The organism is Streptomyces sp. NPDC048288 (assembly GCF_043201555.1).
Classification (GTDB): Bacteria; Actinomycetota; Actinomycetes; order Streptomycetales; family Streptomycetaceae; genus Streptomyces.
Genome location: NZ_JBICZD010000002.1, coordinates 765118 through 790354 on the forward strand (window position 1 = coordinate 765118; position 25237 = coordinate 790354).

General features: G+C 69.7%; 24 protein-coding genes and 1 tRNA gene. 17 read left to right on the plus strand and 8 right to left on the minus strand.

The window, feature by feature from the left end:
• The first annotated feature begins 14 nt into the window (after positions 1 to 14).
• From ACGFZS_RS09855 to ACGFZS_RS09925, 15 genes are all read left to right on the plus strand, one after another.
• Positions 15 to 2723, plus strand: a complete 2709-nt coding sequence (locus tag ACGFZS_RS09855) for a hypothetical protein (RefSeq protein ID WP_393794676.1) — start codon at positions 15 to 17, stop codon at positions 2721 to 2723.
• Position 2724: 1 nt separating this feature from the next.
• Positions 2725 to 3399: a hypothetical protein gene (locus ACGFZS_RS09860; protein WP_393794677.1), complete on the plus strand. Its 675-nt coding sequence runs from the start codon at positions 2725 to 2727 to the stop codon at positions 3397 to 3399.
• Positions 3393 to 3713, plus strand: coding sequence for a hypothetical protein (locus tag ACGFZS_RS09865; RefSeq protein WP_393794678.1), 321 nt, complete (start codon positions 3393 to 3395; stop codon positions 3711 to 3713). The genes ACGFZS_RS09860 and ACGFZS_RS09865 overlap by 7 nt, the downstream gene beginning before the upstream one ends.
• 9 nt (positions 3714 to 3722) lie before the next feature.
• On the plus strand, positions 3723 to 4073 hold the full coding sequence (locus ACGFZS_RS09870) for a hypothetical protein (RefSeq protein ID WP_393794679.1): 351 nt from the start codon (positions 3723 to 3725) through the stop codon (positions 4071 to 4073).
• Positions 4070 to 4504, plus strand: coding sequence for a minor capsid protein (locus ACGFZS_RS09875; protein WP_393794680.1), 435 nt, complete (start codon positions 4070 to 4072; stop codon positions 4502 to 4504). The genes ACGFZS_RS09870 and ACGFZS_RS09875 overlap by 4 nt, the downstream gene beginning before the upstream one ends.
• A gap of 9 nt (positions 4505 to 4513) precedes the next feature.
• Complete coding sequence (locus tag ACGFZS_RS09880; RefSeq protein ID WP_393794681.1) at positions 4514 to 4987, plus strand: phage tail tube protein; 474 nt, start codon at positions 4514 to 4516, stop codon at positions 4985 to 4987.
• Positions 4987 to 5511, plus strand: coding sequence for a hypothetical protein (locus ACGFZS_RS09885; protein WP_393794682.1), 525 nt, complete (start codon positions 4987 to 4989; stop codon positions 5509 to 5511). The genes ACGFZS_RS09880 and ACGFZS_RS09885 overlap by 1 nt, the downstream gene beginning before the upstream one ends.
• Before the next feature lie 68 nt (positions 5512 to 5579).
• On the plus strand, positions 5580 to 5711 hold the full coding sequence (locus ACGFZS_RS09890) for a hypothetical protein (RefSeq protein ID WP_393794683.1): 132 nt from the start codon (positions 5580 to 5582) through the stop codon (positions 5709 to 5711).
• A gap of 3 nt (positions 5712 to 5714) precedes the next feature.
• Positions 5715 to 8984: a phage tail tape measure protein gene (locus ACGFZS_RS09895; protein WP_393794684.1), complete on the plus strand. Its 3270-nt coding sequence runs from the start codon at positions 5715 to 5717 to the stop codon at positions 8982 to 8984.
• Positions 8984 to 12319, plus strand: a complete 3336-nt coding sequence (locus ACGFZS_RS09900) for a hypothetical protein (RefSeq protein WP_393794685.1) — start codon at positions 8984 to 8986, stop codon at positions 12317 to 12319. The genes ACGFZS_RS09895 and ACGFZS_RS09900 overlap by 1 nt, the downstream gene beginning before the upstream one ends.
• Before the next feature lie 9 nt (positions 12320 to 12328).
• Positions 12329 to 12859, plus strand: a complete 531-nt coding sequence (locus ACGFZS_RS09905) for a hypothetical protein (RefSeq protein WP_393794686.1) — start codon at positions 12329 to 12331, stop codon at positions 12857 to 12859.
• Positions 12860 to 12921: 62 nt separating this feature from the next.
• Positions 12922 to 13386 carry a hypothetical protein gene (locus ACGFZS_RS09910; RefSeq protein ID WP_393794687.1) on the plus strand — a complete coding sequence of 155 codons (465 nt, stop codon included), beginning with the start codon at positions 12922 to 12924 and terminating at the stop codon, positions 13384 to 13386.
• Complete coding sequence (locus tag ACGFZS_RS09915) at positions 13386 to 14264, plus strand: peptidoglycan-binding protein (RefSeq protein WP_393794688.1); 879 nt, start codon at positions 13386 to 13388, stop codon at positions 14262 to 14264. The genes ACGFZS_RS09910 and ACGFZS_RS09915 overlap by 1 nt, the downstream gene beginning before the upstream one ends.
• Before the next feature lie 5 nt (positions 14265 to 14269).
• Positions 14270 to 14494 (plus strand): hypothetical protein, encoded by a 225-nt coding sequence (locus tag ACGFZS_RS09920; protein ID WP_393794689.1) that lies wholly within the window; start codon positions 14270 to 14272, stop codon positions 14492 to 14494.
• A gap of 53 nt (positions 14495 to 14547) precedes the next feature.
• Positions 14548 to 14745, plus strand: a complete 198-nt coding sequence (locus ACGFZS_RS09925) for a hypothetical protein (RefSeq protein WP_393794878.1) — start codon at positions 14548 to 14550, stop codon at positions 14743 to 14745.
• Positions 14746 to 14802: 57 nt separating this feature from the next.
• Here the strand turns inward: ACGFZS_RS09925 and ACGFZS_RS09930 are convergent, their stop codons facing one another.
• From ACGFZS_RS09930 to ACGFZS_RS09940, 3 genes are read right to left on the minus strand one after another with little or no spacing between them, the layout of a single operon-like run.
• On the minus strand, positions 14803 to 15654 hold the full coding sequence (locus tag ACGFZS_RS09930) for a helix-turn-helix domain-containing protein (protein ID WP_393794690.1): 852 nt from the start codon (positions 15652 to 15654) through the stop codon (positions 14803 to 14805).
• 24 nt (positions 15655 to 15678) lie between these two features.
• Positions 15679 to 16206 carry a DUF6879 family protein gene (locus ACGFZS_RS09935; protein WP_393794691.1) on the minus strand — a complete coding sequence of 176 codons (528 nt, stop codon included), beginning with the start codon at positions 16204 to 16206 and terminating at the stop codon, positions 15679 to 15681.
• Positions 16178 to 16438 carry a hypothetical protein gene (locus ACGFZS_RS09940; protein WP_393794692.1) on the minus strand — a complete coding sequence of 87 codons (261 nt, stop codon included), beginning with the start codon at positions 16436 to 16438 and terminating at the stop codon, positions 16178 to 16180. Before ACGFZS_RS09940 ends, ACGFZS_RS09935 begins: the two co-directional genes overlap by 29 nt.
• Before the next feature lie 225 nt (positions 16439 to 16663).
• On the opposite strand from ACGFZS_RS09940, the gene ACGFZS_RS09945 reads away from it, so the two are divergent.
• A complete protein-coding gene (locus tag ACGFZS_RS09945) occupies positions 16664 to 17083 on the plus strand; it encodes a DUF6415 family natural product biosynthesis protein (protein ID WP_393794693.1) in 420 nt (139 codons plus the stop codon).
• Between the two features lie 688 nt (positions 17084 to 17771).
• Here the strand turns inward: ACGFZS_RS09945 and ACGFZS_RS09950 are convergent.
• A complete protein-coding gene (locus tag ACGFZS_RS09950) occupies positions 17772 to 18731 on the minus strand; it encodes a hypothetical protein (RefSeq protein WP_393794694.1) in 960 nt (319 codons plus the stop codon).
• A gap of 164 nt (positions 18732 to 18895) precedes the next feature.
• Here ACGFZS_RS09950 and ACGFZS_RS09955 point away from each other — a divergent pair, with 164 nt between their 5' ends.
• Positions 18896 to 19063 (plus strand): hypothetical protein, encoded by a 168-nt coding sequence (locus tag ACGFZS_RS09955; protein ID WP_393794695.1) that lies wholly within the window; start codon positions 18896 to 18898, stop codon positions 19061 to 19063.
• A 259-nt stretch (positions 19064 to 19322) separates the two neighbouring features.
• Here ACGFZS_RS09955 and ACGFZS_RS09960 read toward each other — a convergent pair.
• The 4 genes from ACGFZS_RS09960 to gyrB all read right to left on the minus strand — a co-directional run bounded on the left by ACGFZS_RS09960 (position 19323) and on the right by gyrB (position 25012).
• Positions 19323 to 19396 (minus strand) — tRNA-Ile (locus tag ACGFZS_RS09960).
• Positions 19397 to 19507: 111 nt separating this feature from the next.
• On the minus strand, positions 19508 to 20284 hold the full coding sequence (locus ACGFZS_RS09965; protein ID WP_355712462.1) for a DUF3566 domain-containing protein: 777 nt from the start codon (positions 20282 to 20284) through the stop codon (positions 19508 to 19510).
• A gap of 18 nt (positions 20285 to 20302) precedes the next feature.
• Positions 20303 to 22906: a DNA gyrase subunit A gene (gyrA, locus tag ACGFZS_RS09970; protein ID WP_393794696.1), complete on the minus strand. Its 2604-nt coding sequence runs from the start codon at positions 22904 to 22906 to the stop codon at positions 20303 to 20305.
• Between the two features lie 42 nt (positions 22907 to 22948).
• A complete protein-coding gene (gene gyrB, locus ACGFZS_RS09975; RefSeq protein WP_359211525.1) occupies positions 22949 to 25012 on the minus strand; it encodes a DNA topoisomerase (ATP-hydrolyzing) subunit B in 2064 nt (687 codons plus the stop codon).
• Between the last annotated feature and the right edge of the window lie 225 nt (positions 25013 to 25237).

Genomic DNA, 25237 nt, shown 5'->3' on the forward strand with positions numbered 1-25237 from the left:
CGGGAGGTCGTCCCATGGCGCGGATGTGGACGTGCGGCTTCGAACTCCAGTCGACCTCGGCGGAGTTCGGCGTCAACAGCGGCGTGATCGTCACCGGCTCGCCAGCCATCTCCACCACCGTGCACCGCGCGGGCACGGCCTCCCTGCGGATCAACCCTTCAGCGGCGACCTGCTTCGTCGAGCACCAGATCACGACCGGCGTCGTAATGCGGACGATGCACCGTCTCTACCTGCGGGTGGACACGCTGCCGTCGACCGCGACGAACATCTACGGCATCGGCCAGAGCGGGTACTTCCCGGCGCTGCTACGGCTCCAGACCGACGGCACGCTGGTCCTCCGCGACGGCTTCACCGAGACCACCCTCACGGGCACCTCGGCCGCGCTCACCCTCGGCCGCTGGTACCGGATCGAGCTGGACTACACCGACGTCTCCGGCACCCTCACCAGCGGGGTCTCGGCCTTCAAGGGCTACCTCGACGGCACCCTGTTCGCGGACACGCTGTGCAGCAACATCAACGGCTTCAGCCGCGTCCGTATGGGCGTGCAGCTCGCTGCGTCGGCCGACTTCTACATCGACGATGTCGCGATCAACGACACCACCGGCAGCGTCCAGACCGGCCTCCCGGGGCCCGGCTCGGTCGTGCACCTCCGCCCCAACGCGGCGGGCGACAACAACGGCTGGGCGACCGCGGTGGGCGGGACCGCCGGCACCGCGAACAACTACACCCGCGTCTCCGAGCGCACTCCGGACGACGCGACCTCGTACAACCAGACCTCGGTGTCCGGCACGACGACCATCGACGACTTCAACGTCGAGGACTCGGCGACCGCAGGCATCGGCGCGAGCGACACGATCACGCTCGTCCAGGTCGGCGGCCGCGTCGCCTCCGACAGCACCAGCACGGCCAGCATCGTCTACCGGATCAAGGGGCAGGCGTCCGGGACCGTCACGGAGTCTGCGTCCGTGACAGTGGCCAACACCAGCTGGTCCGTGCACGCCGGCCAGAGCCCGCGCCCGTACCAGCTGACCGCGTACACCAACCCGCAGACGAGCACGGCCTGGACGCCGTCGACCCTGGACACGCTCCAGATCGGCTACCGGGGCGACGTCTCCCAGACCACCGTCCGCCGCGTCAGCACGCTGTGGGCGCTGGTGGAGTACGTACCCACGACCAGCGCAGCCCTGACTCTGGCCTCGGAGACGGACACCGGGCAGGCGCTGGGCAAGGCCAAGACCAAGACGCTCGGCATTCCGGCAGAGACCGACGCCGGGCAGGACCTGGCCCGCCGTAAGACCAAGACGCTCGGCATTCCAGCGGAGACCGACACCGCACAGGCCGTCGGCCGCCGCAAGAGCCAGGTCCTCGGCACCGCGACGGAGATGAGCACTGCGCAGGCGCTCGGCCGCAGCAAGGTCCGGAGCCTTGCGCTGGCCGCCGAGACGACCACCGCGCTGGCGCCCGGGCGCGCGCGGGCCCGGGCGCTGGCGCCCGCAGGGGAGTCGGGCGCCAGCCAGGCTCTGGGCCGGGCGAAGCGCAGCAGCCTCGCCCTGGGCACCGAGACGAACGCGGCCCGGCCGCTCACCGGCGGGAAGCGTCTGGCGCTCGGCACCGCGACCGAGACGGCAACCGCCACAGTGCTCGGGCGCACGAAGAGCACCACGCTGCTTGCGGCAGGCGAGAGCACCGCCGCATCGGCGCTGACACCGGCCTCCGGTCTGGTCCTCGCTGCAGAGACGAGCACCGCCCGGCCGCTGAGCCGGACCAAGACCCACGCCCTGGGCGTGGCGGATGAGGTAGGGGAGGCTCGGCCACTCGGCCGGGCCCGGGCCCGCGGTCTCCCCGTGGCGGAGGAGACCGCGGCCGCCCGCCTGCTCACCGGCACGCACCGCCAGGCGCTCGCCCCGGCCGCCGAGACCGAGACGGTCCAGCCGCTCAGCTGGCGCCGGTCGCAGGCTCTCCAGGCCGCCGAGGAGACGGCAGAGGCGCGCGTCGTGGTCGGCGGTGCGGCGGGCGCGCTCGGCGTCGCGGTCGAGGAGGACCAGGCCCAGGCACTCCGGCGACACAAGGCGCTGCCGCTGGGGCTCGCGGGGACGGCCGAGACCGCGCGGCCGATGACCGGCGCCAAGACCACTGTGTTGCCGCCAGCCGGGGAAGTGTCCACGGCCTGGCCGCCCGTCGGGACCAAGAGACTCGCCCTCGGCACAGCCGTCGAGACGGCCACGGCCCAACGACTGCTGGTCCCCGGCGCCATCGCGGCGGCCGGCGAAGTGTCCATGGCGCTGGCGGTCGGCGCGGCCAAGGCGCGGGCGCTGCCCTGGAGCAGCGAGACGGCCACGGCGCTGCCGCTCGGCCGCCGTATCGCGCGGCAGCTGCCCGGCGCCCTGGAGGTCGCCGAGGCCCGGCCTGTGGGCCAGCTGAAGGCGCGCGCCATCGTCCTGGCGGGCGAGAGCGTCGAGGCCCGTCCCCTGGTCGCAGGGAAACAGCGCGCGCTCGGCGTGGCGGTCGAATCGTCCTCGGCTCTGATCGGCCCGTACGTCCGCCTCACCCCGGCCGTCGACCGGGACCAGGCGCTCGTCCTGGTCGGTCAGCGACAGCGGCCGGCCGACCACCTCGCCTCCAGCACGTCCGGCCCGCAGCTCACCCCGAGCACGAGCGGGCCCGCCCTGGCGGCATCCGCGAGCGGCCCGCAGCTGGCGGCCACCACTACCGGAGGAGGCTGACGTGCCCGACGTCGGAGATCTAGTCACCGCCCGCCTGGCGGTGGACCCTGCCGACAACACCACTGCGGCGGCGCTGCTGGTGACGGGCCCTGACGGGGGCGTCACGACGCCCGTCGTGACGGGGGCCGACGGCGGCGCGACGTGGACGGCCCCGGTGACGTACACGCTGGCTGGTCTGTGGCGGCTGTCCTGGACGGTGACCGGTACCGGGGCAGGTGTCCAGCACGAGGTGGTCTCCGTGGCCCCGGCGCCCGCGCTGATGACGGACGTCCGCTCGTACGCGACGACCACACAGCTCGCGACCAAGCTGAAGGCGGCACCCCCGCTGGACGCGGTCGACCTGCTGGAGCGCGCGACCCGGCTGCTCGACAGCGACTTCCTGCTGTCGGCCGTGTACGACGTCGACTCCGACGGCATGCCGACCGACCCGGTCGTTGCCGCGGCCTTCGCTGACGCGGTGTGCAGCCAGGTGGAGTTCTGGGGTGAGGTCGGTGTCGAGACGGACATCTCCGGCCCGCTCCAGGGCGTCGTCATCGGCTCTGTGCAGCTCCAGTACGGCGCCGGCGACAACCGCTCGGGGCCGTCGTACTACGCGCCCGGGCTCACCCGCGCGCTGGCCAGCATCCCGGCCGACAAGATCAGGTGGGCGGCGCTCTCCGGCGGCTGCCCATGGTGAGAATCCCGCGCCGCTTCCTGATCCACACGATCACGGTCGAGGCCTACCTCGGCAGGACCAGCAAGGGCGACCGGTACGCGGCCGGGCGCGAGGTTGCCTGCCTGGTCGACGAGCAGACCCGCCTCGTCCGGGGCCCGGATGGCGACGAGGTGACGTCCACGTCGACCGCGTACGCCGGGCCCGAGGAGCAGGCCATCCCGCCGGCGTCCCGCGTGACCCTGCCGTCCGGCCGGATCACGAAGGTGATCCTCGCGAAGCGTAGGGACGGCGGTCGGCTCGGCACCCCCAACCACACGGAAATCCAGCTGGAGTAGGAGGCCGTCGTGCCGCAGAACTTCCGCATCCGATTCGACACTTCGGCCGTCCAGCGGGAGATGCGGCAGGGCGCCGCCCGCGGCCTCCTCCTCGGCGCCGAGCACGTACTCCAGCAGTCCCAGGAGGTCGTCCCGCTGGACGAGAGCCCGCTGATGCAGTCGGGCGCCGCGAGCGTGGACGCGCCGTCGCTGACCGGCATGGTCAGCTACGACACCCCGTACGCCGTCGTCCAGCACGAGCGCCTGGACTTCCGGCACGCGCCCGGGCGAACGGCCAAGTACCTGGAAGGCCCCCTCAACGCGAGCCGCCAGGAGGTCCTCCAGATCATCGCCGCGCAGGTGCGTCGGGCGCTGAGGTGACCGGCTACACCAGCAGCCTCTTGGACGGCATCGCCAGTCTCCTCGCGGGGGCCGGCGTTGGCGCCTGGAGGCCCGACGACGTGATCGGCCCGGGCGAGACCGGGATCTACCGGGCTGTCATGCCGGACACGCCGGACCGGGCCCTGTGCCTGACCGCTTATCCGGTCACCGACGACGACACGACCGACGCGATCACGGGCGTGCAGGTGCGCATGCGCGCGGGCCCGGCTGCGGACGGGGTCGACGACCTGGCGGACGTCGTCTTCGACCTGCTGCACAACCGCCAGCACTACGAGGTTGGCGGCATCCACGTGGCCCTGTCGTGGCGGCAGTCCCAGGCCTGGATCGGCCAGGACACCAAAGGCCGCCTGGAGCTGGCCGCGAACTACTACTTCCGGACCGTGCGGTCCGGCACGTACCTGATCGACTAGGAGGACCGCATGAGCACACCCACCCCGATCACTGCCCTGGCGCGCCGGTGGCGGCTGGAGCTGGACATGTCCGCCACGAAGGACGGCAGCGACTGGCAGCTCGTCCCGGGCGTGACGAGCTTCGATCCGACCGCCGACCCGAACATCGAGGACTCCAGCGACTACGACTCGGACGGCTGGGCGGGCAACACCAAGACCGGCCAGGCCTGGGAGCTGGGCGTCACGATCAACCGCCGGATCAACGACCAGGTGAAGGTCTACCACCCGACCCACGAGGCACTCCGGGCGGCGGGATACACGTTCGGCAGCAACTCCCAGGTCCACATCCGGTACTACGACCGCAACGGCCTGCCGGAGGCCTACGAGGGCACCGCGATCGTCGCCTGGAAGCCATCCGGCGGCGAGTACACCGCCCTGGACCAGGTCGAGCTCACCCTCACCGGCGACGGCCCGCTGCTGCTCATCACGAACCCGGCCGCGTGATGGCAGGCACAGCCACCTTCGAGGCGCTCGACGACTTCCTGGACGACTACCTCGAACTCCCGGTGCGCGGCCGGGACGGCGAGGTCCGGACGTACCGGATCGAGGACCCGTCCGCTGAGGACGGCATCAAGATCGAGCGCATCACCTCGCTGGCTGCCCGGCTAGCCGCCGGCGGGACGGCTCCCGAGTCGCCCGTCCTGGACGACGAGGCGGAACTGGACCTGTACCGGGCATGCCTGGGTGCCGCGTACGAGGACCTCCGCGCCGACCTGTCCTGGGGCGCGTTCAAGCACGTCGCGCTGACCTCGATGTTCTGGGTCACTACCGACCGCGAGACGGCCCTGCAGTTCTGGCGGACGGGCCAGCAGCCGGGAAAAGCACCGAACCGGGCGGCTCGGAGGCAGGCGTCGCGCGGCTCCTCGGAGTCGGCTGCGGCGAACGGGACCCCGTCACCGGCCTCTACGAGTGGTACGAGGGCGGGATCCCAGCGCCGAAGGAGGAGCAAGGGCCGACCCCAGACCTGAGCTGGCACAACCTCCTCTCCCTCTGGCCGCTCATCGAGGCTGACCTCCACTCCGAGTACGGCATCGACGTGGACTCCGGCATCCTCCAGCGCCGCTCCTGGCGCTGGCTCCAGGCCCGCATCTACGGCCTGCTCTCCTGCGAGTCCCGGCTCCAACGGCACTTCGCCCCACCTCCCGACCAGCCCCAACGCAGGAGGTGAGCCGTGGCCCTGACCGTCGGCGAACTCAACGCGATCATGACCGTCGACGACCGGGCCGTGGATCCTGCTCTGCGACGTACAGAGCAGGCCATCCGCACCGCCGGCCAGACGATGGGCGACGACGCGCAGAGGGCCGGGCAGACAGCCGGGCAGCAGCTCGGCGATGGAGTCGTCCGGGGCTCGGACGGCCGCCTCAGGGACCTTCGCGGGCGTTTCGTCCAGGCCGGACGAGACGCCGGGCAGGGCCTCGGAGATGGGGTCCGGCAAGGTTCTCGGGACGTCGATGACGCTGCTGGCGACGCGGGTGACGACGCCAGCGACAGCTTCGTCCAGCGGATGCGCGGCCGCGCCACGGAGGGCATGGGCGAGCTGGGCGGCTCCCTCCGCGAGATGCTCCTCACGCGCCTTGGCCCGGCAGCTCTGGGCGCGGCGATCGGCGGTGCGCTGATGGCCGGCATCAGCGACGCCATGGAGCAGCAGCAGATCACCGGTCGTCTTGCTGCGCAGCTGGGCAAGACCCCGGCGGAGGCTCGGCGGTACGGGCAGATCGCGGGTCAGCTCTACGCGGACGCAGTGACCGAGGATTTCCAGGGCGCGACCGAGGTCATCAGCGCAGTGATGCGCGCCGGGATCATGCCGGAGAGCGCGACCAACAAGCAGATCCAGTCGATCGCGGCGAACGTCTCCGACCTGGCGAACACCTTCGAGTTGGACCTGGGGCAGACGGCCAACGCGATCGGCCAGATGATCAAGACCGGGCTGGCGAAGGACGGCACTGAGGCTGTCGATGCGCTCACCCGCGGTCTCCAGAAGATGGGGCCGCGCGCGGACGACATCGCCGACACCTTCAACGAGTACTCGACGATCTTCCGGCAGATGGGCATCGACGCCACCACGGCAACGGGCCTGCTCAGCCAGGGCATGAAGGCTGGCGCCCGCGACACGGATGTGGTCGCGGACAGCTTGAAGGAGTTCGTCCTGATCACCCAGGGCGGCGGCAAACAGGTCGACGCAGCCTTCAAGACGATCGGCCTCAACGGCAAGGAGATGCAGAAGGCGTTCATCGAGGGCGGCCCCAAGGCACGTAAAGCTCTTGACCTCGTCTTCGACCGGCTCCGCAGCCTGAAGGACCCGGCCGAGCGCAACGCCACCGCTCTGACCCTGTTCGGTACCAAGAGCGAGGACACTCAGAAGGCGCTCATGGCGCTCGACCCGTCCTCCGCCGTCAACGCCCTGGGCCAAGTCGGCGGCGCCGCCGACAAGATGGGCAACTCGCTCCGCGACAACGCCTCGACCAAGGTTGAGCAGTTCAAGCGCGGCATTCAGCAGGGCATCGTCGACTTCCTCGGCAACACCGTCGTGCCCGCGCTGCAGACCTTCAAAGACAAGGCCGGCGGCCTGATCGGCGGGGTCTGGGACGAGGCCGGGAAGGGCAACAAGAACGCCGCGGACCGCGTGATCGCGTTCTTCCCCCTGCTCTATCAGCGCCTGGTCGAGAAGGGGAAGGAGCTGATCCCCCGGCTGGGCGGGATGATCTCGAACGCCTTCCAGGGGCTCGCCCAGTGGATCATGGCCAACCCCGAGCAGGCGCTCAAGCTCAGCCTGATCGCGGTCGGGATCGTCGCCGGCATCCTGCTCCTGCCCGTACTGGTCGCCGCGTCCATCGTGGCGGCCGCCAGCACCATGGCCATCAGCTTCGCGAACGGGCTGATCACCTCGTTCAACCAGCAGCTGCCACGCTGGTGGAACGCGTTCAAGGCCTGGCACGTCCAGAAGGCCTCCGAAGTCGGAGGCTTCCTGGCCAGCATCGGTACGGCCTTCACCACCTGGTTCAGCGGCCTGTGGTCCCGGTACATCGCCGGGCCCGTCAGCCGGGGCTTCGCCTCGTTCATCGCGTTCCTGCGGGCCATCCCCGGCCGCGCCGTGGCCGCCCTGGCGGCGATGGGCGGTCTGCTTGCGGGGGTGGCCACCCGGGCGTGGGCACTCTTCCAGTCGGCTTCGTCCGCGAAGGCCTCGTCGTTCATCGGCTGGGTGCGGGGCATCCCTGGCCGGATCTCCGCCGGTGTGGGCTCCCTGGGCTCCCTGCTGACGCAGAAGGGCGTCAACGTCGTCCAGGGCCTCTGGAACGGCATCGCCTCGATGGGCGGCTGGATCAAGTCCAAGCTGTACAGCTGGGCGCGTTCGTCGATCCCGGGGCCGATCGCGAAGGCGCTCGGCATCGCCTCGCCTTCCAAGGTCACCAAGGCCCAAGGCCGTTGGATCGCCCGCGGCCTGGTCGACGGCCTCACCGGCTCCACGAAGCAGATCAAGGCCGCGTCCAACAAGATCGCCGACATCATCACCGACGGGCTCAATCCCGGGAAGAAGCGCTCGCGGGCCCTGGACTCCCTCGGGGCCGGCACGAAGAAGCTGCTGTCGCTGGCCAACCAGGAGACGAAGGTCGCGGCCCGACTGAAGACCGCGACCACGAAGCTCAACGACCAGATCAAGGCCCGCGACAAGCTGGCCTCCGACGTCAAGAGCGGCATCCTCGCCTCGGCGGACATCACCCAGCAGGACACCGGTGGCTGGCCGCAGACCGCCGAGTCCATCCTCGCCGGGCTGAAGTCCGACACGGCCGCCGCGCAGGCCTTCGCGAAGAACCTGGCCACGCTCAAGAAGAAGGGCGTGCGGGCGGACTTGATCTCGCAGATCGCCCAGGCCGGAGTTGAGCAGGGGTCCTCGGCGGCGGCTGCCCTGGCGAGCGCCGACGCGAGCCAGATCAAGCAGATCAACGCCCAACAGGCCACGCTCGTGAAGGCCGCCGGCCAGGCGGGGACGACTGCCGGGGACGCGATGTACGGGGCCGGTATCCAGGCTTCGAAGGGGCTGGTCGCGGGTCTGAAGGCACAGCAGAAGCACATCGAGGCCCAGATGCTGGCGATCGCCAAGGGCATGTCCAAGGCGATCCGCAAGGCTCTCGGGATCAAGAGCCCCAGCAAGGTCATGGCCCTGGTCGGACACCACACCGCGCAGGGCCTGATCAAGGGCGTGGAGGGGCAGCGCGCCGCGGTCAACCGGTCCATGGCCTCCCTCGTGGAGACGCCGGCGTCGGGCTCGTGGGACATGGCCTCGTCGCGTGCCCGCGCTGCGGCCTCGCAGAAGGTCGTGCTGGAGCTGCGGTCGTCGGGCCGGGCTGAGGACGACTACCTGATCGGCCGTGTCCGGCGCGGCATTCGGAACAAGGGCGGCGGCGACGTCGGCCTGGTGCTCGCAGGGCGGAGGTCGAGCTGATGGCGTTCCCTGAGGATCCGCTTGGCGCGCGGACCAAGATCAAGATCGGAGGGGTGTGGACCGACGTCACGCAGTACGCGCTGACGCGGGACATCATCACGCACACCCGGGGGCGCACGGGCGAGGGGCAGGCGGTCGATCCGGCCTCCTGCTCCCTCACCCTCAGGTCCCCGAACGGCCTGTTCTCGCCGCAGAACCCGCGCTCCCCGTACTACCAGTTGATCGGCCGTAACACCCCGATGCGGGTGTCGGTGCAGGCGGGGCAGCAGCGTCTCCTCCTGCCCGACGACGCGCCCAACGCCCGCGCCACCACCCCGAGCAGCACGGCCCTGAACATCGCCGGGAACCTCGACGCGCGGATCGAGGTGTCCCTGGTCAACTGGCAGGCAGGCACCGAGGTCGAGCTGTTCGGCAAGTACCTGCTCACGGGCAACCAGCGGTCCTGGATGTTCTCCATCGGCGCCAGCGGTCTGCTTACTGTGCGAGTGAGCACCGATGGCAACGCGGTCGCCGGGTACCTGTCCACGGCGCCGGTGTCAGTCCCGCCGTCGGGACGGCTCGCTCTGCGCGTGACCCGCGACAACACGACCGGTGCCACGACCTTCTACACGGCGCCTTCGATCAGCGGTACGTGGGTGCAGCTCGGTAACTCGATCACGCTGCCGACTGGCGCCATCTTCGCGTCGACCGCACCGCTGACCGTGGGCGATATCGACACGCTCGGCTTCACACCTCCGGACGGCTCGGTCTACGTGGCGCAGCTGCGCAACGGGATCAACGGCACGGTGGTCGCGAGCGTCGACTTCACCGCCCCGGCGATTGGTGCGACGTCGTTCGTGGACACCACCGGCTTGACGTGGACGCTCGCCAACGGGGCCGCCATCAGCAACGAGAGGGTGCGGTTCTCCGGCGAGTACTCGGACTGGCCGCCACGCTGGAGCGGCGGCGGTCGGCTGATCACGGTGGAGGGCGCGGGCGCGGGCATTCTGCGGCGCCTCAACCAGGGAAAGAAACCCCTCGCGAGCACGCTGCGGCGTCGCGTCCCCTCCTACAGCCCCGTCGCCTACTGGCCGATGGAGGAGGGCTCGGACGCCACCCAGGCGTACAGCCCGATCGCTGGAGTGCGGCCGATGACGGCCAGCGCCTTCGAGTGGGCTGCGGACGACACCCTGCCCGGCTCGTCGCCACTGCCTGTGCTTCAGGTCGGGGCCTCCTTCGTAGCGCTGGTGCCGTCGGTCGCCGCGGGCACGTGGCAGGTCGAGCTGGTCTACAACCTCGACGCCATGCCGGCCGCGCTCACGACCCTCTTCGAGGTGCGGACGACCGGCACCGCGCGGCGCGTGCGCGCCCGCGTGGCGACGAACCAGGTCCTGATCGACGGCCTGGACGCAGATGACGTGTCCGTCTTCTCGGCGACCGGGACGGCCCCCCAGTTCAACGGGTCGTGGGCCAGGCTCCAGATCAAGGCCGTCCAGAGCGGCGCCAACGTGCAGTACGTCGCCCGCTGGATCGTCATCGGCGGCAGCGGCTTCGCGGTGAGTACGACCGTCGCCGCGTCCCCCGGGTACGTGCTCGACGTCCGGTCCAGCTTCGGCACCGGCCTCGACGGGATGCGGTGGGGGCACCTCGCCGTCTTCAACTCGGAGACGGACGCGCCCTTCAACAGCGCCGACCAGGCGTTCAACGGGGAGACCGCCGGAACTCGCCTGCGCAGGCTGAGCGTTGAGGAGAGCCTGCCCATCACGGTGACGGGAGTCATCGCCGACCAGGCGCGTATGGGGCCGCAGCGCCCCGCGACGCTCCTGGAGCAGGTGGAGCAGTGCGAGGCGGCCGACGGCGGGATCCTCGTCGAGGACCGTGAACGCCTTGGTCTGCGGTATCGCAGCCGGACGTCGCAGCTCAACCAGACCCCTGCCCTGACGCTGTCGTACGGGCAGCGGGGCCTCGCCGCGCTGGAGCCGTCGCCCGACGATGTCGACGTCCGCAACGACATCACAGTGACCCGAATCGGCGGCTCCTCCGGCCGGGCCGAACTCCTCACTGGCCCCATGTCCGTTCAGGATCCGCCGGACGGCATCGGACGCTACGACGATGCCGTCGATCTGAACCTGTACCGCGACTACCAGGCCGAGCCCATGGCCTGGTGGCTGGTGTATCAGGGCACCTGGGACGAGGCCCGCTACCCCACGGTCACGATCCTGCTGCACCGGGCACCCGAGCTGATCCCTGCGATCCTCGACCTGTCCGAGGGCGACCTGATCCGCATCACCGACCTGCCGGACTTCCTGCCGCCGGGGCCGCTCGACCTCCTGGTCCAGGGCTACAGCGAGCAGCTGCGCCCGCGGGCCTGGCGGATCGACCTCGTGTGCGTGCCCGCTGGCCCGTACCAGGTGGGCGTGGTCGAGGACAGCGTGGCTGGCCGTGTCGACGCGAACCCGGGCGGGAGCCTCCTCGCAGTCTCGGCAACGGCCGTGGACACGCAGTTGGTCGTCCACACCCCGGCCGCCGGCGCCTCGTACCTGCCAGTGCCGTTCATCACCTCCAGCGGGCCTGTCCCGACCTATGCCGCAGAGTTCCCGTTCGATGTCCGTGTCGCGGGCGAGGTCATCCGGGTCACGGGGTGCGTACCTGCTCTGTGGGATCAGTTCGCGCGGACGGTGTCGAACGGATGGGGCACGCCGGACATCGGCGGGAGCTGGGCGCTGACGGGGACGGCAGCGGACTTCTCGGTCGGCAGTGGCGTCGGATCGGTCGCCCAGCCGTCGACGGGTGTTGCGCACCTGACGCTCACCCCGGCCGTGAGCGCGGACGTCGACCTGTATGTGGATGTGGCCGCCTCGGTCCTCGCCGCGGGCGCCAGCCTGTTCACCGGTCCCCTGCTGCGGGCCGTCGACAACAACAATCACTACGCGGCCCGCGTGGAGTTCACCACGGCGGCCGGTGTCCTCCTGACCATCCGCAAGCGTGTGGCGGGGACCGAGACTCAGCTCGGTACGTTCACCAGCACCCTGACCCACACCGCAGGGACCTTCTACCGGGTGCGGTTCCAGGCAGCTGGCACCACGCTGCGGGCGAAGATCTGGGCGGTGGGTCCTGAGCCCGCGCAGTGGCAGATCACGGTCACGGACTCGTCGCTGACGGCCGCCGCCAACGTGGGCACCAGGTCGTTCGCGAACACCGGCTCGACGGCAGTGTCGCCGGTGATGCGGTTCGACAACTTGCTCATCCTCACGCCGCAGCTGATGACCGTGCAACGGTCCGTCAACGGCGTCCCCAAGGCCCAGGCGGCTGGCGCTGAGGTTCGTCTCCAGCGGGCAGCCGTTGTCGCCCTATAGGAGGGGTCTGTGACGTTTATCGAGTTCCCAGTCTGGCAGCCGGGAATGATCATTACCGAGGCGCGGGCCAACTCGGCAGCGCTCGTCGGCAGGACCATTTTCAAGGCCACCCGAGACACCAACCAGACGATCCCGAGCACGTCGAGCGGAAACCCGGACGTCGCCAACGCGATGTCCTGGGAGACGGTGTCGGTCGACGACCTCAGCGGTTGGTCCTCGGGCTCACCAACCCGGTACACCTGCACGCTCGCGGGCTGGTACAAGGTCTTCGCCAAGGTCTCGTTCAACGCCACGGCCACCGCCGGCACGGCCAGAGCGGTCGGCGTGTTCGACAACGGGACCTTGCTCGCCGGCGGCCACTTCCGCAGCGCGCTGGCCGCGTCCAACGCGGTCCACACCGAGGCTGGCTGGATCACCGTCCTGATGGCGGTGGGGGACTACCTCCAGGTCGCCCCTGGGCACGTCACCGGCTCCGCCCTCGACACAGCCACGGGCGGCACCCGGCCGGTCCTGGAGATCGAGTTCGCCCGTCCCGCCTGATCCGCCCTCACCCGCGCCCCGAGCCGTCCGGCCCGGGGCTTTCTCATGCCCTGGAGGCGTGCATGTCCCAGCCCGTCGATCCTGCGGTCGAGCGAATGCTCGGCAACTTCCGGTACGACCACCTCCCAGCCGCGCTCCAGGAGGTGAGCCGCACCTTCCACGACGCGGCACACCGCCTGGCCGTGACGCTCACTGGCCCGGAGGTGACCAAGGCCCTCGACGAACTGTGGGCCGCGAAGAACTGGGCGGTCCTCGCCGCTAGCACGGCGGTCCTCGAGGGAGCCCCGGCAGCCGCGGCGGCGCCCCAGCTCGGCGACGTCGTCATCGTTCCCGTGGACCCGGCCGAGAACAACGGCAGCGCCGAGGCCCCGGCCGTCGTGACCGCGGTCTGGTCGGCCACGACCATCAACGCGCGGGTCCTGAACGACGGCCCGGTCATCGGCTGGCGAACGTCCCTCGTCTACCGCGAGGACCTCGACGGCATCGAGGGCGTGCCCATGGTGTGGACCCGAAAGGGGTGTGCGTGATGGCTACTCCGCTGTCCGCCGACGCGCTCGTCGCCGCGCTGAAGGCCGAGGGCGTCACCGTCGTGGAGCACGACGACTGGCGCACCCACAACCGGTCCGGACACGGCGCCTGGGGGCCGGTGAACGGCGTGATCATCCACCACACCGTCACCTCCGGCAGCGCCGCCACCGTCGCCATCTGCTACGACGGGTACAGCTCGCTGCCTGGGCCGCTCTGCCACGGCGTTATCACCAAGGACGGCAAGGTCCACCTCGTCGGCAACGGCCGCGCGAACCATGCCGGCAGCGGCGACGGCGATGTCCTCCAGGCCGTCATCGAGGAGCGCGCCACTCTGCCGGCGCCGAACGAGAACGACACCGACGGCAACGTCCACTTCTACGGCTTCGAGTGCGAGAACCTCGGCGACGGCAAGGACCCCTGGCCCGACGTCCAGCTGGACGCCATGGTCCGGGCGTCCGCTGCGCTGTGCCGGGCGCACGGCTGGAGCGCGCGGTCCGTGATCGGTCACAAGGAGTGGACCAGCACCAAGGTCGACCCCAAGGGCTTCGGGATGGCCGACTTCCGTACCCGGGTCGCCACCCGCCTCGGGACGAAGGTCGCCACGACGCCCACCACCCCGACTTACCAGCCATTCCCCGGCGCCAGCTGGTTCCGGAAGAACCCGAAGTCACCGGTCGTCACGGCGATGGGGAAGCGGCTGGTCGCGAACGGCTGCTCGGCGTACGCCTCCGGCCCGGGCCCGCAGTGGACCGAGGCCGACCGGCAGTCCTACGCGAAGTGGCAGCGGAGGCTCGGCTACACCGGCTCCTCGGCCGACGGCTGGCCGGGCGCGAAGTCCTGGGCCGCTCTCAAGGTCCCGTTCACCAAGGAGGTCTGATCACCATGTTGGAGTCCACGAAGCGCACCGTCCGGACGGTGCTCCAGAGCGCGATCGGTATCGCCGTCGTGCTGCCGGCCGTCGTCGATGCCTCGGGCGTCCCCGAGGCGCTGCCCTGGGTGGCCGGTGCCCTGGCCGTCGCGGGCGGCTTCGCCCGGGTGATGGCGGTCCCCGGCGTCCAGGCCCTGCTCCCGAGCTGGCTCCGCACCGACTCGGCGGCACGCGAGTGACTCCTCCCGAGAGCACAACGATCGCGTTGGAGCTGGCCGAACTGCGGCGCACGATGGAGGTCGGGTTCACCGAGCAGCGCGGCCAGCTCGCGCTCCTGGTCCAGCGCGGCGACCAGACGGACAAGCAGCTCGCCGACCTGGAGAAGCGTATGGACGCCATGGAGCGGAGCAAGTGGCCTCTTCCAAGCATCGCCGCTCTGACGGGCGTTGGAGCGCTCGTCGTGACCTTGTGGCAGGCCACCGCCCGATGACGAATCGTTGCCCCCTTCCGCCTGCGGGCGGGAGGGGGCCTTTCGTCATGCCCAGATTCAGTGCAGCGCCTCGATGGCCTTGACGATCAGCGCGCGAGCCTCGGCGCCGTACACCGCCATGCTGCGGAGCCGCTCGAAGGTCGTCAGGTACTGCTCGACCTCGGCGGGCTGGGTGACCGTCACCTCCGCAGAGACCAGCTCCACCGTGACCCGACGGTCGTCGTAGATGTGGAAGGTCTCCTCAGGCCAGTGGGTCCGCCGGACCGTCATCGGGACGATCCCGAGGGATACCGCGGGCAGGGCGCCGGCCGTGAGGAGGTAGCCGAGCTGGGCGCCCATCGCGTCCGCGTCGGAGACCTGGCAGTGCAGTACGGACTCTTCGACGACCACGACGAAGCTGTGGCCCTGCTCGTGGATGATGCGGGAGCGCTCTACTCGGGCTCGCGCGGCCTCGGCGATGTCTTCTGGAGGCAGGCCGTGGACGTTGGCGGCGATCCCGAGGACGGCCTGTACGTAGCCCTCGGTCTGGAGCAGGCCGGGCACGAGGCCGGCCGAGTACATCCGGTGGCACTCCGTCTCCTGGAAGGCCACTGTGCGGCTCTCCTGGAGGTGTCGCAGGCCGGCCCGGACCTGGTCTCGCCACTGCCTGTACATCGACTCGGCGGTGATGGACTGGACGACGAGTTCTTGTGCGAGGGGTGTGGCGTTCGTGGCCGAGCACCAGCTGCGGATGTCGTTGGCGGAGGGGCCGGTGAGAGCGTTCTCGATGCGGGAGGTCTTGGAGTAGTGCCAGCCGCACTCAGCAGCCAGTTGCACGACCGTCAGGCCAGCTTCCTTGCGGAGGTCGCGTAGCCGATGTGCGACGGCTTCACGGGCGGCCTGGGCGGAGGAGGACGGCGAGGCGGGCATGAGCTGGCTGCTGGTGCTTCCTGGTCAGTGGATGTCGTACTGGACGTGTGGGGTGGCGCGGGACCAGACGGTGTTGAAGGCCTCCGAGCAGAGCTTCGCGGCGCTGGGCTCATCGGAGATCTCGTGGCCGATCATGGCGCCGTTGCCGGAGAAGTAGCCCCAGCGGATCACGGTGTCGTCGAAGAGCCAGAAGTCGTTGCCGGGCAGGGCGATGTCCGAGGCGCGCCGGCGGGGCAGCCACCGCACGTCCTCACCCGCCTGAAGGTTGACGTTGGTGGAGGCGTGCTCGTAGCGGATGTAGTCGGAGACGGGTTCGGACACGATGCGGGCCCGGCGCACGGTGATGCCGCGGGCACGCGCCTGTGAGACGAGGGCGACCCAGGGAGCCCAATCTGGGGAGGCTGGGTCGACGTCGAGCTGGCCGGTCTCCAGCCAGGCCTGGAAGTCTTCAGCTTCCGCAGCGACGCCGTACTGGTCCCGCATCTCCAGGTGCACGGCCGAGCGCGTGCACTGGGACATGAGGTCAGCGATCGTCGGTTCGCTCGACGACATCGCACGCCTCCCTGATCATGTGCACCATCCTGGCGGGGATCCGGATCACTCCCTCGCCTTCCGGGATCCCGACCGCGTGCCCTGGTACCTGGAACGCCGCGCACTCCGCCTCAAGCTTGGGGCCGGGCTTCCAGCCCTGGAAGACGAGTTCCTTGTTCTCCTGGTCGACCCAGACGGTCGGGCTGTCCGCCGTCTTCGTGTCGGGGTCGATCCCGATGAACCGTAGCGTCATGGCCAACTCCAGCCGCTAGATGTGCAGTTCTTTGCGTCAGGTTCATGCAGCAGGCTCATCAGGTCAAGACCGCCGACCCGTAAGGACCACCGACAGGTGGGTCTTCCTGCAAAGATCTGCACATCCCTGGCTGTGCTGCACATCACCCTCTTAGCGTCGGGAGGTACGACAAAACCCCGGCGAGGCGGTCACCTCCCGGGGCATGGCCGACTACGAGGAGTCGACATGCCGCACGGTACAGCTCCCAGCCCCGACACGGCAGACACCGACCGGCTGCCGCCGGACATCCAGACGATGCGCAAGACCGCGCACCGGTTCCTCGCCCCCGACGCCCGCCCAATCCCCAACGGCGAGGTCGACACGCTGCGGGTGGCGCTGCGCGGGCAGATCGAGGAACTCATCCCCACCATCGAGGCGATGACCCGCACATTCCCGGACGGCGACTTCCCCAGCGCGTGCGCGCTGGCAGGTGTCAGGGAAGCCCGCATGCGGCTCGGCCTGATCCCCGGCTACAACAGCCCCGGCCAGATGACCGTGTCGATGAAACTCGCCCGGTCCGTGACGGCCCTGTGCGACCACTACGAGAACCTCAACGGCCAGCAGGGAGCCCGCCCCCAGGAGAGCGCCGCGCCTGGCAAGCCGTGAACCCTGGCTTCGTCCGCGCGGGCGAGCTGTTGCCCATGCCTGGGCGGCGCCCCGGGAAGCGTCGCCTCAGCGGCAGCGCGTGCGCCTGGTGTGGCCGGACGCCGCTCACCAAGGGTGAGGTCGATCTGGGGCCGCGGCTGCTCGTGGCCGATGGCGAGCTGGTGCGCTGGCTGCCCAAAGGCTGTGGTTCCTGTGTCGGCAAGCAGGCCACGCAGGCCTACCGGCGGCACGTCACGTCGTGCGCGCGGTGCCTGGACCGTGCCCCTTGCCCGGATGCAGGAGCGCTGCACGACCTCGCGCTGAAGTACGGCTAGGCCCCTGCTGCCGCTGAAGTACCGGCAGCAGGACCGGCGGCCGTCTCCCACCCCGACGGGAGCGGCCTCGGTGGTGGAGCGGTGTGATGTGTGTCCGCTGGCTCCGCAAGTGCTCGCCGAAAGGCTGAGCGCGGCCGCCCCGTCCTCCGTAATGGAGGGCGGGGCGGTTTCGTCTCTTCTGCAGTGGTTCCCCCCGTCACTCAAGGACAGGGGGAACCACCCTTCCGGCCGAGCACCTCCCGAGTACCCGACCGGGCTTGCCATGGGGCTGTGTGTCAGACGGAACCGGCAGGTCCGCCTCCCCTGCGGGCACTCTACCCACCGTCACCAGCCGTCTACACCACCTGTAGATGGCGTGCACACGAACGTGGTCCTTAGGGCAGGTCAGACTCGCGGGAGGCACCCCACCAGGCCATCACCTGATACAGCGTCTCCATCCCGAGAGCCTCCCGAACCGCGGCCAACTCCTTAGCCACCACTCGGTCGCTGAGGCCCACTCGGGGGCCGACCTGCTGCTGCGAGTGGCCGGCCGTCAGCTCGTGCAGGATCCGCCGCTGACGGCCCGTCGTGACGGTCGTCGGGGCCGCGTCCTGCCAGCATCTGGCTCGGTTCCAGAGCATGAGGAAGACCTCGCGCGCCCACATGACGGCGCTGCGGTCGAACACGTGCCAGCCGGCGTCCCCCTCGCCGTCGATGACGTGGTTGTCGATGAAGAGGTGCCGACCGTCGACGAGCACCAGGCGCGGGAACGGGCCGGAGAGGAGACGGACTCCGGCGCCCGCTGCGGTGATCTGCTCGACGTAGTCCCGGGTGGGCGCGTGGGCGTCCGCACCTGCGGGGTAGAGGGTGCGCATCTGGACCCCGCGGGCGAGGACGGTCTGGCTCCGCTGGATGCCGAGACGGACGACGGCGGGGTCGCGGGTCTCCGGCTGGCCGGGCTGGGCCGTGTAGAGCTCGCTGGATGCCTCGCCGACGACCTGCCCGATCCGAGTGTTCATGGCGGCCTTGTCGGCGAGGAACTCGCTCCCCGGGCCACCGTAGTAGCGGTGGGGGTCGAAGTGGGCGGCGAGCTGGTCGGTGAGGTCGGGGAGCTCGGCCAGGCGGGTGGCGGCCTGGGAGAGGGCGGCCCGCTCTCGGGCGACGATGCGCTGCGCCGCGACGCGGGGGTCCAGCGGCAGGTAGCGGCCAGGATGTTGAGGGTCGGGGGCGATGAACTCGCCGTCGAGCAGCCGCTCCACGGGGAGGCCGCCGGGGTCGCCGCCGTGGGCGACGAGTTCGTAGGCCGCGATGTCGTCGGGGAGGAGTGCCGGCTGGTCGCCTTGGCCGGTGCCCATTTCGCTCACTTACGCCCCCCGATGGTCGTGCAGGATCTCGCGCGCGCAGATATATGCACGCCCTTCTCCTTGGTTCTCCCCCAGACGCGTGCCAGCCTAAAGCGACCGCCCGGTTGGTTACGGGCCGGATGACACGCGTCACATCCCTACGCGAGGAGCCGCAGATGAGGAGCACGGCACAGCGGGTAGCCGCCGCGATTCTGTTGGTCGCGCTGGCCACGCTCGCCCCGGCCGCTGCCGCCCAGGCCGCGACGCCGGACTCCCAGAGCACGTCGACGGCCGCCGGCGAGACCACGGCTGCAGCCACTCTCCTGGATCCCGGCTGGGGCTGAGCCTCTGCCGCCCGAACTCCGGCCGGGTACTCGGGAGGTCCCGTCCGGACAGCAGCGCCCCCTGTCGCTTGAGTCGGCAGGGGGCGCGCTGCTGTCCACAGTAGAGGCCGTTCGTCCCGTTTGGCAGCAGCAGGTTCTTGCAAGGGGGCGGGGTCTGGCACAAGTTACGGGGTAGTACTGGGGTACCAAGATCCGCAAATGTAGACGGCCGGTAGATCGCGATGATCTACCGGCCGTCTGACCTGGCACTATGCCACTGTGGGGCTAACAGGATTTGAACCTGTGGCCTCATCCTTATCAGGGATGCGCTCTAACCAACTGAGCTATAGCCCCGCCGCGCTCTGCGGTGTGTGTCCCGCGCGCTGACCCCTGAAGATTAGCGCACGACCGGGGCAGTCCCAAAATCGGTTGTCGGGGGACCTTCAGGAGAGGTTTGAACTCCGGTTACTCGTCCTCGGCCAAGGTCAGCTCGATGCCGCCGACGAAGCCCGCGGAGAGGTTGTAGATGAACGCGCCGAGGGTCGCCAGCGCCGTCGCGAGGACGACGTCGATGACCGCGATGATCGCCGTGAACGTCAGGACGTGCGGGAGGGAAAGGAACGACTGGAGGTCGAAGCCGTTCGACTCGTTCGAACCGGTCGCCTCCGAGATCGTGCCGCCGACCGTCGAGAAGACGCCCATCGCGTCCAGGACCATCCACAGCACCGCCGACGCCACGATCGAGCAGATGCCGAGCGCGATGGAGAGCAGGAAGCTGACCTTCATCACCGACCAGGGGTCGGCCTTGGCGACCCGCAGGCGGGCCTTGCGGGTGCGGGGGGCGGTGCGCTGCCCGGCACCGGTGCGCGGGCGTCGTACGGCCCCCGTGGGCGCCTGCGCCGCGGTCTGCGCCGCCGGGTAGGCCTGCGGCGGGTGGTAGGGCCCGGCGGGCTGCTCCTGGTGCCGCTCCCCGGGCAGCGGGGAAGGGGCCTGCTGGCCGGGCGCCGGCTGGGCGCCCGGCGCGGCCGGGCCTCGGGTGTCGGTCACGGTTCCCCCCTGGGATCCCTGCGCGTCCGGCGCGGGCGCCTTCGTGGGCGCCTTGATCGCCTTCAGCTGGGTCGTGTGCGTGTCCGGCGGCTGCGGCGTACCGCCCCCGTCGGACGCGGCGGAGCCACGGGCGCCGCCGTCCGCATCCGTACCCGTCGAGGTACCCGCCGACCCGGCGCCCGTGGCTCCGCTCACGATGACTCTCTCCTCGTGCTACTCGGCCGAGGGCGCCTCACCCTCGTCCGTACCGCTGGTCTCGAGACCCTCGGCGGTCTCGGCGGTCTCGTCCACGGTGTCGTCACCGTCGACTTCCTCCGCCTCGCTGCCGGCCTCGGCGTTACGTGCGATACCGACGACGGCATCGCGCTTGCCCAGGTTGATCAGTTGGACGCCCATGGTGTCACGGCCCGTCTCCCTGACCTCGCTGACTCGCGTGCGAATCACACCGCCGGACAGGCTGATGGCGAGGATCTCGTCGTTCTCCTCGACAATCAGCGCACCGACGAGCGAACCACGGTCCTCCACGATCTTGGCGGCCTTGATGCCGAGGCCGCCGCGGCCCTGGACGCGGTACTCGTCGACACGGGTCCGCTTCGCGTACCCCCCGTCGGTGGCAGTGAACACGAACGTACCGGGTCGAACAACATTCATCGACAGAAGTTCATCGCCCTCGCGGAAACTCATGCCCTTGACACCGGAGGTGGCCCGGCCCATGGGGCGCAGCGAGTCGTCGGAGGCGGTGAACCTGATCGACTGTGCCTTCTTGCTGATCAGAAGGAGATCGTCGTCCGCCGAGACCAGTTCGGCGCCGATCAGTTCGTCGTCGGAACCGTCCTCGCGCTCACGCAGGTTGATCGCGATCACACCGCCGGTGCGGGGCGAATCGTAATCCTTCAGAGGCGTCTTCTTGACCAGACCGCCCTTGGTGGCCAGCACCAGGTAGGACGCCGCGTCGTAGTCCCGGATCGCGAGGATCTCGGCGATCGCCTCGTCCGGCTGGAAGGCCAGCAGGTTGGCCACGTGCTGACCGCGCGCGTCCCGGCCGGCGTCCGGCAGCTCGTACGCCTTGGCCCGGTACACCCGGCCCTTGTTGGTGAAGAACAGCAGCCAGTGGTGCGTGGTGGAGACGAAGAAGTGGTCGACGATGTCGTCTTCCTTCAGCTTCGTACCGCGCACGCCCTTGCCGCCGCGCTTCTGCGCCCGGTAGTCGACCGTCTTGGTCCGCTTGACGTAACCGCCGCGCGAGACCGTGACGACGATGTCCTCCTCGGCGATCAGGTCCTCGATGGACATGTCACCGTCGTAGGGCACCAGCATGGTCTTGCGGTCGTCGCCGAACTTCTCCACGATCGCGGCCAGCTCGGCGCTGACGATCCCGCGCTGGCGGACCGGCGAGGCCAGGATCTCGTTGTACTCGGTGATCTTCGCCTGGAGCTCGTCGTGCTCCTGGATGATCTTCTGGCGCTCCAGGGCGGCCAGCCGGCGCAGCTGCATCTCGAGGATGGCGTTGGCCTGGATCTCGTCGATCTCCAGGAGCTCCATCAACCCGGTACGCGCGATCTCGACCGTGTCGCTGGCCCGGATCAGCGCGATGACCTCGTCGATCGCGTCCAGCGCCTTGAGCAGACCGCGCAGGATGTGCGCCCGCTCCTCGGCCTTGCGCAGCCGGAACTTCGTACGGCGGACGATGACCTCGATCTGGTGCGTCACCCAGTGCCGGATGAACGCGTCCAGGGAGAGCGTGCGCGGCACGCCGTCGACCAGCGCCAGCATGTTGGCGCCGAAGTTGGTCTGCAGGTCGGTGTGCTTGTAGAGGTTGTTGAGGACGACCTTGGCGACCGCGTCCCGCTTCAGCACGATGACGAGCCGCTGGCCGGTACGCGACGAGGTCTCGTCACGGACGTCCGCGATGCCGCCGACCTTGCCGTCCTTCACCAGGTCGGCGATCTTCTGCGCGAGGTTGTCCGGGTTGACCTGGTAGGGCAGCTCCGTGACCACCAGGCACTGGCGGTTCTGGATCTCCTCGACCTCGACGACCGCGCGCATGGTGATCGAGCCGCGGCCCGTGCGGTAGGCCTCCTCGATGCCCTTGCGGCCGACGACCAGCGCGCCGGTCGGGAAGTCGGGGCCCTTGATGCGCTCGATCAGCGCGTCCAGCAGGTCCTCGTGCGAGGCCTCCGGGTTCTCCAGGTACCACTGGGCGCCGGCCGCGACCTCGCGCAGGTTGTGCGGCGGGATGTTGGTCGCCATGCCGACCGCGATCCCGGCCGAGCCGTTGATCAGCAGGTTCGGGAAACGGGCGGGCAGGACGGTCGGCTCCTGGGAGCGGCCGTCGTAGTTGTCCGTGAAGTCGACGGTCTCCTCGTCGATGTCGCGGACCATCTCCATCGACAGCGGCGCCATCTTGCACTCGGTGTAGCGCATGGCGGCCGCCGGGTCGTTGCCCGGGGAGCCGAAGTTGCCGTTGGAGTCGACCAGCGGCATGCGCATCGACCAGGGCTGGGCGAGGCGGACCAGGGCGTCGTAGATGGAGGAGTCGCCGTGCGGGTGGTAGTTGCCCATGACGTCGCCGACGACACGGGCGCACTTGTAGAAGCCGCGCTCGGGGCGGTAGCCGCCGTCGTACATCGCGTACAGCACGCGCCGGTGGACGGGCTTGAGACCGTCCCGGACGTCGGGCAGCGCGCGGGAGACGATGACGGACATCGCGTAGTCGAGGTACGAGCGCTGCATCTCCGTCTCGAGCCCGACGGGCTCGATGCGCATCACGACGTCGCCGCCCTCTTCGGGGGTGACGGGAGTGTTCTCGTCGGCCATTGCTGGTGAAGATCCTTCCTGGTGCGGTCAGCTGAGACCGACTCAGATGTCGAGGAAGCGGACGTCCTTGGCGTTGCGCTGGATGAACTGGCGGCGGGCCTCGACGTCCTCGCCCATCAGGACCGAGAACAGGTCGTCGGCCTGCGCGGCGTCGTCGAGGGTGACCTGGCCGAGGACCCGGTGGTCGACGTCCATGGTGGTCACGCGCAGCTCCTCGGCGTTCATCTCGCCGAGACCCTTGAAGCGCTGGATCGAGTCCTCCTTGACGCGCTTGCCGCGCTGCCGCCCCAGCTCCAGCAGGGCGTCGCGCTCGCGGTCGGAGTACGCGTACTCGACCTCGTCCCGGCCCCACTTGATCTTGTAGAGCGGGGGACGGGACAGGTACACGTGCCCCTGCTCCACCAGGTCGCGCATGAAGCGGAACAGGAAGGTCAGCAGCAGGGTGTTGATGTGCTGGCCGTCGACGTCGGCGTCCGCCATCAGGATGATCTTGTGATAGCGGAGCTTCGAGATGTCGAAGTCCTCGTGCACACCGGTGCCGAAGGCGGAGATCAGCGCCTGGATCTCCTGGTTCTGCAGGATCTTGTCGATCCGCGCCTTCTCGACATTGAGGATCTTGCCGCGGATCGGGAGGATCGCCTGGTACTGCGGGTTGCGGCCGGACTTGGCCGAACCGCCGGCGGAGTCACCCTCGACGATGAAGATCTCGCACTTGGTCGGGTCGTTCGACTGGCAGTCGCTCAGCTTGCCCGGCAGCGAAGCCGACTCCAGCAGCCCCTTGCGGCGGGTCAGGTCACGGGCCTTGCGGGCCGCCACGCGCGCGGTGGCCGCCTGGATGCCCTTGCGGACGATGTCCGCGGCCTCCACCGGGTACCGGTCCAGCCAGTCGTTGAGGTGCTCGTAGACCGCCTTCTGCACGAAGGTCTTGGCCTCCGTGTTGCCCAGCTTGGTCTTCGTCTGGCCCTCGAACTGCGGCTCGCTCAGCTTCACCGAGATGATCGCGGTCAGACCCTCACGGATGTCGTCACCGGTGAGGTTGTCGTCCTTCTCGCGGAGCAGCTTCTTGTCGCGCGCGTACTTGTTGATCAGCGAGGTGAGCGCCGCGCGGAAGCCCTCCTCGTGCGTACCGCCCTCATGCGTGTGGATGATGTTGGCGAACGAGTACACGCCCTCGCTGTAGCCGCTGTTCCACTGCATGGCGACCTCGAGGGACAGGCTCTTGTCCTTGTCCTCCGCCTCCAGGTCGATGACGGTCGGGTGCACCACGTCCCCCTTGCGGGAGTTGAGGTACTTCACGAAGTCGACGATGCCGCCCTCGTAGTGGTACGTGACCGTCTTGACCTCGGACTTCTCGTCCGCGCCGGCCTCGTCCGCCCCGGCGACGGCCTTCGCCGACTCACGCTCGTCGGTGAGCCGGATCGTCAGGCCCTTGTTGAGGAACGCCATCTCCTGGAAACGCCGCGACAGCGTCTCGAAGGAGTACTCGGTGGTCTCGAAGATGTCCGGGTCCGCCCAGAACGTGACCGAGGTGCCGGTCTCGCCCGTCTCCTCGTGCTGCGCCAGCGGAGCCGTCGGGACGCCCAGCTTGTAGTCCTGCGTCCAGCGGTGGCCGTCGGTCCTGATCTCGACCGAGACCCGGGACGACAGGGCGTTCACGACGGAGACGCCGACGCCGTGCAGACCACCGGAGACCGCGTAGCCGCCGCCGCCGAACTTGCCGCCCGCGTGCAGCACGGTCAGCACCACCTCGACGGCCGGCTTGCCCTCGGACGCCACGATGCCGACCGGGATGCCACGGCCGTTGTCCACGACGCGCACGCCGCCGTCGGCCAGGATCGTCACGTCGATGGTGTCCGCGTGGCCCGCCAGAGCCTCGTCGACTGAGTTGTCCACGACCTCGTACACGAGGTGGTGCAGACCGCGCTCGCCGGTGGAGCCGATGTACATACCGGGTCGCTTGCGGACCGCGTCCAGCCCTTCGAGGACGGTGATCGCGCTGGCGTCGTAGGAGGCGGTGACCTCACCGTTCGCGCCGGCGTCGGTGGACGGGATGTTCTCGTTGGGGTTGCCGGAATCGGCCACGAAGCGCCCTTTCTGGCACAGCACGAGCCGGGCTCGTCGGCGGGTTGCCGGAGCGGCTGCGGCATGTTGCGTTGGTAAGCCTTGATCAGCGTTGCTCAGCTTTTCCCGGACGGTCCCCACGTTTGGGGCGGGATTGGCTTCCAGTCTACCGGTAGCGCCGACAGTGATGGGGGTTTGCCGGTACCTGAGTCCGCATGTGCCGCCCTGAACCCGCCTGTGCCGACTCCCGATATACGGATGGGGGCTCAA